8 protein-coding genes and 1 pseudogene are annotated in these 12,701 nt (G+C 51.2%); 3 read left to right on the top strand and 6 right to left on the bottom strand.

Features of this window, described 5'->3' with window-relative positions:
* Nucleotides 1-396: 396 nt before the first annotated feature.
* The 3 genes from msrA to ACUVQO_RS19845 all read right to left on the bottom strand — a co-directional run bounded on the left by msrA (nt 397) and on the right by ACUVQO_RS19845 (nt 3,073).
* Nucleotides 397-1,059 (bottom strand): peptide-methionine (S)-S-oxide reductase MsrA, encoded by a 663-nt coding sequence (msrA, locus tag ACUVQO_RS19855; protein WP_445927564.1) that lies wholly within the window; start codon nt 1,057-1,059, stop codon nt 397-399.
* A 79-nt stretch (nt 1,060-1,138) separates the two neighbouring features.
* Nucleotides 1,139-2,281, bottom strand: a complete 1,143-nt coding sequence (locus ACUVQO_RS19850) for a tetratricopeptide repeat protein (protein ID WP_445927563.1) — start codon at nt 2,279-2,281, stop codon at nt 1,139-1,141.
* 213 nt (nt 2,282-2,494) lie between these two features.
* Entirely contained in the window at nt 2,495-3,073 is a 579-nt protein-coding gene (locus ACUVQO_RS19845) for a YbhB/YbcL family Raf kinase inhibitor-like protein (RefSeq protein WP_445927562.1), read from the bottom strand.
* 230 nt (nt 3,074-3,303) lie between these two features.
* Between ACUVQO_RS19845 and ACUVQO_RS19840 the strand changes: the two are divergent.
* Nucleotides 3,304-4,176: pseudogene (locus tag ACUVQO_RS19840) on the top strand (DUF362 domain-containing protein).
* Entirely contained in the window at nt 4,173-4,415 is a 243-nt protein-coding gene (locus ACUVQO_RS19835) for a hypothetical protein (protein ID WP_445927561.1), read from the top strand. Before ACUVQO_RS19840 ends, ACUVQO_RS19835 begins: the two are co-directional and overlap by 4 nt.
* Nucleotides 4,416-4,463: 48 nt before the next feature.
* Here the strand turns inward: ACUVQO_RS19835 and metH are convergent, their stop codons facing one another.
* The gene (gene metH, locus ACUVQO_RS19830; protein WP_445927560.1) at nt 4,464-8,204 is read right to left on the bottom strand and encodes a methionine synthase; all 3,741 of its coding nucleotides are present in this window, start codon (nt 8,202-8,204) and stop codon (nt 4,464-4,466) included.
* 282 nt (nt 8,205-8,486) lie between these two features.
* Nucleotides 8,487-10,208 (bottom strand): hypothetical protein, encoded by a 1,722-nt coding sequence (locus tag ACUVQO_RS19825; protein ID WP_445927559.1) that lies wholly within the window; start codon nt 10,206-10,208, stop codon nt 8,487-8,489.
* A gap of 377 nt (nt 10,209-10,585) precedes the next feature.
* Between ACUVQO_RS19825 and lysS the strand changes: the two genes are divergently transcribed.
* On the top strand, nt 10,586-12,136 hold the full coding sequence (lysS, locus tag ACUVQO_RS19820) for a lysine--tRNA ligase (RefSeq protein ID WP_445927558.1): 1,551 nt from the start codon (nt 10,586-10,588) through the stop codon (nt 12,134-12,136).
* Between the two features lie 87 nt (nt 12,137-12,223).
* Here lysS and ACUVQO_RS19815 read toward each other — a convergent pair whose 3' ends face one another.
* Nucleotides 12,224-12,637 (bottom strand): phospholipase effector Tle1 domain-containing protein, encoded by a 414-nt coding sequence (locus ACUVQO_RS19815; RefSeq protein WP_445927557.1) that lies wholly within the window; start codon nt 12,635-12,637, stop codon nt 12,224-12,226.
* Nucleotides 12,638-12,701: the final 64 nt, after the last annotated feature.

Here is a 12,701-nt window from a genome sequence, read left to right as displayed (position 1 = left end):
GCTTCGCATACAGCGCGGGACTTATAGCTCCCCGAACCCCTCAATAGTTAAAACCGCGACCACACTCACCAAGTCTGCCGACGCAGACTCAATACCATCCAGGTTTTCAGTAACCTGCGTCGGCAGGTTTTCTCCCTATAGCCGCGACTTCAGTCGCCAGGGTGAAAAAGAGACTGGCTTTTAAAGCATCCTCTTAGGAAAGACCTACTGTGTACACACATCTTGGTACAACCCAAAGTCTAGATCCGGGGGAAGTCCCCCGGTTTCCCGCTGCGTGGGGGCCGATCTCCCCCACACCCCCCGAAAGGGGTGGCTGGTTGACTGCTACGGATTGAGGCTCAACTTCTGAATGAGTTCTAGACTTGTGTGTACGCGGTAGGTGCTGAGACAGAGTGATTAGCTAAACACCTCTGCTACACCGATCGGACAGGAGACGTTCGTTCCTCCTAAGCCGCAGTAGCCACCGGGATTTTTGGCGAGATACTGCTGATGGTAATCCTCCGCGTAGTAGAACGGCGGGGCATCCAGAATTTCGGTGGTAATAGGGCCGTATCCAGCTTTGTTCAGGGCCACTTGATAGCGATCGCGAGATGCCTCAGCTAATTTCTGTTGCTCATCCGAGTAAGTATAGATACCAGAGCGATATTGAGTGCCAACATCATTGCCCTGGCGCATACCTTGAGTCGGATCGTGATTCTCCCAAAAGACCTTCAAAAGCTGGTCATAGCTGATCACGTTCGGGTCATAGACGACAAATACAACTTCGTTATGGCCCGTCATGCCAGTGCAGACTTCACGATAGGTCGGATTAGGCGTGATACCTGCTGCATAGCCAACGGCTGTGGTAAAAACGCCTGGTTGTTGCCAGAATTTGCGCTCTGCTCCCCAAAAACAACCCATACCAAACATGGCCGTTTCCATGCCTTCAGGAAAGGGAGGCTTTAACGGATTGCCGTTGACAAAGTGTTGCTTGGGAACAGGCATCTCTGTTGCCCGTCCGGGTAGGGCTTCCGCTGCTGTGGGCAGGGATAGTTTCTTACCAAATCCAAATAATCCCATTGGTTTTTACTCTCACTTCTGCGGTCTATCTTTACTTTAGTTAATGTTTCTGAGAAATGGACGAGAGATAGATGAGAGGTTAGCGTTTCAATTCCTTGAGCAAATTGTCAACTTCTCGTAGCTGATCGCTCTGGGCAGATTGCTGTTTCAATAGGGTTTTTGCTTTTTCCAGCGCCGGAATGGCCTCCTGTTTGCGGCCCATCGCCTTGAGCGCCATTCCCAACTTGACATAGCCATCCGCACTGTTAGGCGAGAGGTTAGTGTACTGGCGATACAGGTTCGCGGCAGACGTATAATTCTGACGCTCAAAGAGAATATCACCAATGCCTTCATGGGCATCGGGTAGGTTCGGTCTGAGGGCGATCGCTCGCTGGTAGTACTTCATCGCTTCATCGGCATAGCCCGCTGCTTGCAAGGCTCGACCGATTTGTAAAGGCAGAGCCGGATTTTGCGGTTCCAACTGGAGTGCCTTGCTGAAAGAATTAGTCGCCTTGGTATAGTCATTCAGTTGCAGCCAGGCGGTGCCAATATGTACCCGCACAATGCCCTGCCTGGGTGAAATCCGGGCGGCCTGTTGCAAAGGGAGAAATGCATCCCGTGGGCGTTTGAGTTGAATCAGAGCGGTTCCCATCAGTTCGTGGGCTTTGAAGTTTTGAGGTGCGAAAGTTGTCACCCGCCGATAAACCTCCAGGGCCTCCTCATAACGCCCCTGACGGGCCAACAAAACCCCAATCCCCAGATTTGCATTGAGATGACGGGGGCTATAGAGAAGTGCCTGTCGGTAGGTAGAAATGGCCTCATCGTTACGGCCCAGTCCTGCTAAACTGAACCCTTTTGCATAGTAGAAGTCAGCATTTTTAGAATCTAGGGCGATCGCCTGCTGGTAAGCCTTTACTGCTTCTTCGTAGTTGCCCTGGGTGGCATACACATATCCCACACCTGAATAGATTTTGGCGTTCGTACTATCCAAAGCCGCAGCCTGCCGGTATGCCACCAGTGCGCCTGCAAAATTGCCCGCATCCACCATTCTCCGACCTTCTCGAAGCAGTTGGGTCAGTGCATCCTTCGTGTTGGAACGAGTAGCACTAGGAACCCCCCGATCCTCTAAAGGTCGTTGAGCACGAACCACCTGGGGAGTAGCACTGATCAATCCAAAAGTTAGCAAAAGGCTGCTGAGGGTAATGGGAGCAAACTTGGGGTGAATCCGTTTGATCTTCAACATATTAGACATGTGTGGGAGGTGACGCAAGAACTAAGGTTGCAATTTTACAGGGCTTGGTACAAGTTGCAAAACTTTACTCTTGAAGTCAGACAACACTGTCTCACATTTGAGGATCAATCTCAAGACTGACGTTTAGATCTTCTGTGGATGGTTTTTCCGTAGAGACGTTCCGGCAGAATGTCTCTACAAATTAGGATGTGAAACACGACAAGCTTAAGAGCGGCGGTGATAGCGACCGATTAATTCTGCCGAGGCCAAGATGTGTCCTTCTGCAGTGGTTAATACTTGAGCTTTGCTGGCCCCAGCAGGAAGCCTCAGGGGTTGATCAAGGGCATAGAGCTTAAAGAAATAGCGATGGGTACCGCTGGGTGGGCAGGGGCCACCATACCCTAGGGAGCGAAAGTCATTTTTTCCCTGTAAGCCGCCGGCAAGATCAGTTTCCATAGTCACATGAGCAGGTAATTCAGTAAGGGTTGCAGGCAGGTTGTAAACCACCCAATGCACAAAGGTTCCTCTGGGAGCATCCGGATCATCCACGATTAACGCTAAACTTTGAGTCCCAGTTGGTATCTCTGTCCAGGTCAGAGGAGGAGAAATATTTTTTCCATCACAGGTATATTCAGATGGAATTAAACCATTTGCTGAAAAGGCTGGGCTTTCTAATTTCATAGTGGTACCCCCAACTGGAGTAGGAGAAGAGGATGGGCGATCGCTTCCAGGTAGTCCACCATTGCTGCAGCTAATTAGCAGAACTGCGAACGCCCCAAAAATCATCATTCGTAGCCTGATCATGGGCAGTCATTCTGATGCAGCAATTCCCCCTTCACCTTTATTTTAAGGATTACGCACAAAATAAACCTTGTCCAAGTCCAGAACCGTCGTTTCTCTTATAGGAAAACGACCGTTCTCTAGCTGGACTTGGTTTAAGGTTAGCCCTATCGCTCCTTCATCCTTACCTGACGGAACGAGACTGCCAGCTTTTTTCATTTGGAAAAGTGTGTTGGTTCTCGTTAGGCTAGCGAATGAAATCCTTGGACGATCGCGCCATGATGCCTAAAGATTCCGCCCATCGCTACAGCCGTCGAAAAATGTTGCAATTGACAGGACTGGCTGCTGGAGCCGCCGCATTGCCTTCTGCCTGTCACGCCGCCACACCCTCTACAAAAACTTCCCCGTCTGCAGCAGCAACTATGGCTGACACTCAAGCTACTACAGCAGCAACTATGACTCGTGGAGGAATCAGTCGAGTGGTGTTAGTACGCACGGAAGACCGGGTAGCCGCAACCCGCGAAGCGTTAGAGTTACTGCAACCGGATGGGCTAACGGGAAAAACCGTCTTCTTAAAACCGAATTACAACACGGCAGATTCGGCTCCAGCAGCTACAGACACCAGGCTATTGGAAGCGCTGATTCAGGAATTTCAGAATGCCAAAGTGGGTCAGATGACAATCGGCGATCGCTCCGGTATGGCAGATACTCGCACGGCAATGACCAGTAAAGGCGTGTTTCAGTTAGCCGATCGGTATGGCCTGAAAGCGATCGTGCTGGATGAATTAGCTGCGGCAGATTGACAATATTTTCCTGCCGAGGGCACGCACTGGAGTAAGGGGTTTGCCTTTGCTCGTCCAGCGTTGCAGGCAGGGGCGATCGTCAATACCTGCTGCCTGAAAACCCACCGCTTTGGGGGCCACTTTACCCTGTCGCTGAAAAATACGGTGGGGCTGGTGGCCAAGTACGTTCCAGGCGATTCCTACAACTACATGGGTGAGTTGCATTCTTCGCCGCATCAACGATTGATGATTGCCGAGATCAACAAAGCCTATCAGCCCGCCCTGATCTTGTTAGATGGGGTAGAAGCGCTCGCCAACGGGGGCCGGATACAGGCAAGAAGGTGAAATCGGGTGTGATTCTGGCGGGAACCGATCAGGTCGCGGTCGATGTGGTGGCGATCGGAATTTTGCGATCTCTGGGTACGACTGAAGCGGTCTCACGGGGTTCCGTCTGGCAACTGGAGCAAATTCGCAGAGCCGTGGAACTGGGATTGGGAGCCAGCCATGCAGATCAGATTGAAATTGTCACTGCCAATGCAGCCAGCCAAGCAATAGCCGATCAAATTCGTCCGTTGATTGTTTAAGGCACCACTGAGTTGATATAGGGGAAAAACAATTTATCCAATAATGCTCTAAGCACTGAAGTATTTGGCTGCAGGATGATAGGCGATGATGGCCGTCGTTGATTGTTCAGGATAAAGCTGCTCACTTTCATCCATGTGCAGGTGGATGCGATCGGCTGCCAGCAATTCCAGCAATCTGTACTGATCCTGAATATTGGGGCAGGCCGGATAGCCAAAACTATAACGAGAACCCTGATACCGTTGCGCCAGGACATCGCGAATGTTGTCCGGCTCCTGGGCGACCAGGCCCAACTCTCGCCGAATCCGGGCATGCACCCATTCCGCCAGAGCTTCTGCCATCTGAACCGCCATGCCGTGGAAGTAGAGATAATCCGTGTACTGATCGGCTTCAAAAAGCTTTCTGGCATACTCAGTGGCAACTTCGCCCATTGTGACAGCCTGCATGGGGAAAACGTCGAAGCGATGTTGGATGTTGGATTTTGGGTTTTGGATGGCTTGGTCTTTGGGGAGGTAGAAGTCGGCAATGCAGTAGCGACGCAGGGATTTTTGTCGGGGGAAGTGGAAGGTGGCAATGGGATCAGGTAAGACCGCATCAGAATGTGTTGCTGCAGCTGGATCGTAGAGATGCAGGGAATTTCCGTCTGCGAGACAGGGGAAATAGCCGTAAATAGTTTGGGGATACAGTAGGTTTTCGGTGACGATGCGCTGTTTCCACTCCTCCAGCAGGGGATACACCTTCTCTCGCAAGAACTGGTTATACTCTTCCCGCGATTGTTCCCGTGGCTTGCGGAACTGCCACTGTCCGGCGATCAACGCCTGCAAATCCAGATACCAGAAGACTTCTTCCCAGGGAATATCTTCTGGATTCAAGATTGTGGTGCCCCAGAAGGGAGGGGTAGGACGGGGAATGTCGATCGCGATCGCGTCGGAACGAGCAGTGTCAGGGAATGGAGGAACTAGGAATTGAGAATTAGCAATTAGGGCAGTACCAGATTTCTTCTCAGGATCTGACTCTTGCTCTTTGCTCCCTAGTTCCTGATCCCTGATTCCTAATCTCTGTTCTTCCTCATTCAAAAATCCCTTGATGTCGTCCCATTGCCCTTCTGCCTTGGCAGGCATAAGCTTGTCCATGAAGTGCAGATCGGAGAAGGCATCTTTGCCGTAGATCACTTTACCTTTGTAGGTGTTCTGGCAATCTTCGTAGACAAATTTGGGAGTCAGGGCGGCTCCTCCCAGGATGACGGGAACGGTAATACCGCGTTCGTTGAAGACTTGCAGGTTTTCTTTCATAAAGGCAGTGGATTTCACCAGCAGACCACTCATGGCAATACAGTCAGCCTGGTGCTGTTCGTAAGCCTCAATAATGTTCTCAACGGGTTGCTTAATGCCCAGGTTGATCACCCGATAGCCGTTATTCGACAGAATGATGTCCACCAGATTCTTACCGATATCGTGGACATCTCCTTTCACCGTGGCGATGATGAAAGTGCCCTTGGCGTTATTGCCTGCTTCTGATTTCTCCATAAAGGGTTCCAGGTAAGCAACGGCAGCTTTCATGGTTTCCGCAGATTGCAGCACAAAGGGTAATTGCATCTGGCCGGAGCCGAACAATTCTCCAACGACCTTCATCCCATCTAGCAGGAAGGTATTGATAATATCCAAGGGTTTGTAAGTCTGCAATGCCTGAGACAAAGCCTCTTCCAGACCAATCCGTTCGCCGTCGATAATGTGGCGCTTCAGCCGCTCCTCGATCGGCAAATCCGCCAGTGAATCTTTGGAACGGGCCTCTTTGGTCGAAACTCCTGCAAATAAGGTGGTCAGTTCGGTGAGTGGATCATAGACACAGACATCGCCTGCAAATCGCCGCTGGTCGTAAATCAGTTGACGACAGACTTCCTGATGTTTTGGATCGATTTTAGCTAAGGGAAGAATTTTTGCTGCACTGACGATCGCCCCATCCATACCTGCCTGCATCGCTTCATGTAAGAACATAGAGTTCAACACAATTCGTGCGGCTGGACTGAGGCCAAAGGAAATGTTGGAGACACCCAGCATAATATGGCAACCTGGCAGGTTTTCGCGGATCATGCGGATGGCTTCAATAGTGGCTTTGCCATTCGCCCGATCTTCTTCAATCCCCGTGGAAATCGGTAGTGCCAGGGTGTCGAAGAACAACTCATGGGCTGGAATGCCAAACTCTAAAGCCTGATGGTAAGCGCGTTGGGCAATTTGAAACTTTTTCTCAGCCGTCCGAGCCATACCATCTTCATCGATGGTGCCAACCACCACCCCAGCCCCGTACTGTTTCGCCAGTTCCAGCACTTTCAGAAAGCGTGGTTCTCCATCTTCATAGTTGGTGGAGTTGAGGATGCACTTGCCGCCTGCCACCTTCAAACCTGCTTCCATCTTTTCCCATTCAGTGGAGTCCAGCATCAACGGCAGAGTGACATTTGTGACTAGGCGAGACACCAGTTCACGCATATCCTGCTCGCCATTGCGTCCTACATAATCCACATTCACATCCAGAATGTGTGCGCCTTCCCGCACCTGCGATCGGGCCACCGACACCAGACCATCCCAATCTTCCGCATTCAGCAGTTCCCGCACCTTCTTGGAGCCACTGGCATTCAACCGTTCGCCCACAATCAGGAAGGAGTTATCCTGCTCATAGGGCTGGGCTGAATAAATAGAAGCAGCAGCAGGAACATAATTGAAAACAGGACGGGGATCAAGAATTGGGGGTTGGGGATGGGGAATTGGGGATGGGGAATTGGAACGAGGGAAAATCCCTAATCCCTGATCCTTAATCCCTAATCCCTGGTTCCCCTTTCTCACTGGACGAGCTTTCGGCTTCAACGTCGCGGCTATTTCTGCCAGTTGCTGGATGTGTTCGGGGCGGGTGCCGCAACAGCCGCCGATTACCTGCACGCCCAAGTCTTCGACAAAGCGGGTGAGGGCCAGTCGCAGTTCCATTGGGGTGAGTTTGTAGTGGGCGTGACCACCGACGTTCTCCGGAATGCCGGCATTGGGAATACAGGAGATGGTGAAGGGGGAGTATTCTGACAGATATTTAATGTGGTCGGCCATGCGATCCGGGCCAGTGGCACAGTTCAGCCCCAGAATATCGATCGGGTAGGGTTCCAGAATTGCCAGCATAGCGGTGACATCGGAACCAACCAGCATCGTTCCTTGAACTTCCATCGTCACCGAAACCATCAGCGGACGACGATCGCCTTTTTTCTGAAAAACTTCTTCAATGCCATTCAGGGCCGCTTTAATTTGCAACACATCCTGGCAGGTTTCCACGATGAACAGATCCACACCCCCATCCCACAAACCTTCTGCCTGCTCTGCAAAGGCGGCTTTCATGGTGTCGTAATCGATATGACCCAGCGTCGGCAGTTTGGTAGTCGGCCCCATAGAGCCTGCCACGAAGCGGGGTTTGTCAGGAGTAGAAAATTCAGCCGCCACCTGTTTGGCCAGTTCTGCGGCGGCTTTGTTCAGCTCGTAGGCGCGATCGGCCAGGTCATATTCCGCCAGCACAATGGAGGTGGCTCCAAAGGTGTCGGTTTCAATCACATCCGCTCCTGCTGCCAGGAAATCCCGGTGCACTTTGGCGACAGCCGTCGGTTTGGTATGAATCAAATATTCGTTACAGCCTTCATATTCTGGGCCGCCAAAATCCGCTGCTGTCAGGTTTTGCACCTGCAAGTTGGTTCCCATTGCGCCATCAAAGACAATGACGGGGCGATCGGGATGATAGAGACGGTCGAGAAAGGAGCTACGCATTGGTGTTCTGCAGAAATGGGGGAAAGTGATTTTCGATTTTGGATTTTCGATTGGTCAGGGTCGCTGTGAGGCAAGCAAGGGCGATCACCTGATTCAGGTAGATATTAAGAATAATTAAAAGTGTTCTATCCAGTCTATCGATCAGTGGAAGGTGAATCCAGGGGGGTAATCAATCCTTTATAAGGAAAAAGTCCATACTTTAACTGTTGAATTTGAGGAAGCGGGCTTCTGTTCAGGATGAGTCGTAATTTTTGAAGCCGCAAGAGAAGGCCGGTTTCTAGATCAGGAGTTGGCCTGGATGAAATCCATGAGTCCCTGATATTTGGGGGCGGCTTGCGGATCCTGGTTCTGATATTCCAGGGCACCCCAATTGCCCCATTTGCTGGTGCGAGCCACATCAACGAACTGGTTAAAGAGCTTGCCGCCGCTACTTTGCCAGGTGTTCAGGTAAATCCGGTAAACTTCCCGCATTTTGGGATGACGGTTGGCGGCGGCAAACAGTTGAGTGACTTGTGGTTCTTTTTCATCGGGAAATTGGTGGCTGGTCAGGTGGGGGCCACCTTCATAAGCAAACAGGGGTAAGCCAAACTGTTCAGTGGCAATCTTGTAGTTCTTGTCAATCATGGGTTTTGTGCCGCTGACAATCCCGGCCATGAGATTGTCCACCACCTGTTCCGGGGTTAATTTCAGAGTTTTGTCTACATTCTTGGGATCATTGAGGTCACTGTCGCCGTTTTTGTCCTGATCGTCACCGTCAAAGTAAGGGGCGATCGCATAGGCATCGGCCTGTTTGTAGGCATCTTTCCAGCCCAAAATCTGCTCTGCGGTCCAGGGGTTTGCGGCTTGTCCAGCCAGCACTCTCACTAACCGGGTTTTGCTCTGCGCCCCAAAAACCTGTGCAAAGATTTTGAAGATCTCAACGGAGCGTTCCGAGGAATACCGTAAAGCGGCTGTGTAATCGTTTTCATCCAACTTGCGAGCCATCCCCTGTTCGGAGACGTATTTAAACTGGGAAAACATCGTGTTCCAGGTTTCGTTGGAGTACTCAATGTAAGCTCTCAGAGAGGGATGCAGGCGATCGCGCACCATCTGGGCAAACTGCCGCACGAAATCGTCCGATGCCTTCGCGGGAATCGTAAACCATGGATCAATCTTGAGTGTGTTAGCTAATTGAATCAGGTACTCTAGGGCCACCCCTTTCTCACTGGCTTGCGTGGGAGAATTGGGAGTATTGCGATCGGCCCACTCCCTCACTTCCGAATTATTGGTGGCTCCCCAATCCATAAACCGGAGTGCCTTGAATTTTGCCAGCCGTTCCAGAAACAGGGGATGAAAAGGCTGGGATTGGTAGGTCTTCTCAAAACCGGGCATGATGAACCGAATGTTGCGAATCGGATTTTGCGGATTGGTTTCCTTGATTTGCAGGAAAATTCCCGCTCCGTCCGGCTTTACCTGCACCCGCATTCTGCCCGGAGATTGTTGGACTATTTTGGCATTGTCAAAGGCAAAGGTAATCTTGCCGTCTCCCTCATACAGCAAGGTGTACAAGCCTGCCGGATAGTGGGGACTATCAATCATCATCACCGTTTCTGCCCATTGCCCCGGTTCCAGAGCAGCGATCCATCCTTCAGGAGTCAGCTTTAACGTGCCCCCCTGACCAAATTCTGTACCCTCCCGCTGTGCAATCCAGGGTCGCGAGGTTTTGAACACATCCACAAACGGCCATTGTGTAGACCAATCTGCAATCCCGGTTAAGTTCACGCCGATCGTCGCCCGATTAGTTTGAGATTTAGCCAACCGCATTCCTGAATTTTGGGCGGTTTCTTGATCAGCCGTAATGCTGACGGAGCGGCTCTGGCTCACTTGGCTTACAGAGGGATCCGGTTTGTCAAATAGAGCCGTACTGTGACTCAGTAAGCCTGATCCGTAGGCGATCGCAATCCCAACCAAAAAAAGCGCTCCAATCACGATACAATGGCCAATCCGTCTGTTGAGATGTGTCATGATGCTTTGCTCGATTCAGCCTGGTAAACGGGGCGGAGGGTTAGAGATTAGGGATTGAGGCTTAGGGGGTGGGGCCGGGGATGAGGGAATTCATCCCATTACTTCTGCCAAGTGCTCCCTCGCACCATCATAACCAGCCTATGACAAACGTCCAGAGAGCACCCAAAGCAAGCAACCCATTCCTTCCTATAATGAAGATTTGCAACTAACATGAGGTTCTTGTTCCTGATAGATTTCGGACGCGACCCATGAAACCCGTAAGGGCGTAGCATTTTGTCAACAGCTACTAGATTGCCGCAAAAATTCTTGTCAGATGCTAAGCTCCTATGACCTCCTCCACCCGATTCCCAACTCCTAATTCCTAATCCCTACCCCCTATGTCTCGTGAACAACACCAAAAAGCAGAACCTCAAAGCACCCTGGAAGAAATTCGGGCTACGCGCCTGGAAAAGGTAAAACAACTGCAGCAGGCTGGGTATACGCCCTATGCCTACCGCTGGGAAGTGACTCATCATGCGGCTGACTTGCAGACTACCTATGCCGATCTCGCGAATGGGGAAGAAGTGGATGTGAAAGTGGCGATCGCCGGACGCATCACCGCCCGCCGAGTCTTTGGCAAGCTGGCCTTCTTCACGCTGCAGGATGAGACAGGCACAATTCAGCTTTACCTGGAAAAAAATCGAATTCAGGAGCAGATGGCTGCTGAAGATCCGGATGCCTTTAACCATTTGAAGCAGTTGACCGATGTGGGTGACATTATTGGGGCGATCGGCACCATCAAACGCACGGAAAAAGGGGAATTGTCAGTCTACGTCAACCGCTATACTATGCTGACCAAATCCCTGCTTCCCCTGCCCGATAAGTGGCATGGCCTGACCGATATTGCCAAACGCTATCGCCAGCGCTATGTAGACCTGATTGTGAATCCAGAGGTGCGGGAGACTTTCCGTCGGCGTGCCCTGGTCACCGCCTCGATTCGTCGCTATCTGGATCAACAAGGTTTTATTGAAATTGAAACTCCCGTGTTGATGTCAGAGGCTGGAGGAGCCGAAGCCCGCCCCTTCATCACCTACCACAACACACTGGAAATGAACTTTTACCTGCGAATCGCTACAGAACTGCACCTGAAGCGATTAGTTGTGGGTGGTTTTGAAAAGGTATTTGAACTGGGACGAATTTTTCGCAATGAGGGAATTTCGACCCGCCATAATCCGGAGTTTACAACGATCGAGGTCTACCAGGCCTATGCCGACTACAACGACATGATGGAGTTGACCGAAAATATTATCACTACGGCGGCTCAGGATGTTTTAGGAACACTCAAGATTACCTATCAGGGTGAGGCGATCGACCTGACTCCTCCCTGGCGCAGAGTCACTATGCATAAGCTGGTGCAGGAAAAAACGGGATTAGATTTTACCCAATTTGAATCTCTGGACGAAGCGAAACTGGCTGCCAAGCAGGCCGGATTGCAGGATATCGACAAATGCGAATCCATTGGCAAGCTGTTGAATGAAGCCTTTGAACAAAAAGTCGAAGAAACCCTGATTCAACCGACCTTTGTTCTGGATTACCCGGTGGAACTTTCTCCCCTGGCCAAACCCCATCGCTCGAAACCCGGACTGGTGGAACGCTTCGAGTTATTTGTGGTTGGCCGGGAAACGGCGAATAGCTTCTCTGAGTTAACCGACCCGATCGACCAGCGGCGACGACTGGAAGAACAAGCATCCCGCAAAGAAGCAGGCGATCTGGAAGCCCACAGTGTTGATGAAGACTTTCTCACAGCCTTAGAACAGGGAATGCCTCCCACCGGCGGATTGGGCATTGGCATTGATCGCCTGGTCATGCTGCTTACCGACAGCCCCAGCATCCGCGACGTAATTGCCTTCCCCCTGCTCAAGCCCGAAAAAACGGATACAGAAGAATGAATACGGAGGAATAAGGGCAGGCGGAGGATGGCCCGGATAGGGGGCATCGCCCCCTGAACGACTGCTCGATTAATTTACTCGATTAATTTACTCGCTGGCCAGGGCTAGATTATGGCGGGATAGCAGTGACTCAAACGGCCTCAGATTTTCGGGCCGGTAAGGAGGGAAGCAACTCTGCCACCGTTGGATTACGCTGTCATGGAACAGTGGCATATCTGAATCATCACCTTCAATGTGCCGCAGAAGTTTCCCAGTCAATGTAAAGATGCCTTTGATCGAGTTGTCAAACGGAACTGAATAGTCGGGTTGAATACCCCGCTCCACAGCATTTGGATCTAGATCGAGGCCCAAACCCAAAGCTTTAATTTGCTCCATCATCCACAGCAGTGCCCCATCAGATAAACCCCGTATTGCTTCAGTGCCGCCACCGACACAGCCATGATTTCCCGGAAACCAGACCTGACGCAGCACCTGTTTTGCATTGCCTTTGTTCCTATACATCGGTGTAACAGTGACATCCTCCCGACACCGATGCTACGCATACGGTGCGGGCTTCCCAAGATCG

The sequence above is a fragment of the Leptodesmis sp. genome (assembly GCF_052746595.1).
Note: the sequence above shows the minus strand (reverse complement) of the source record. Positions and strands in the feature narration are given on the sequence as shown.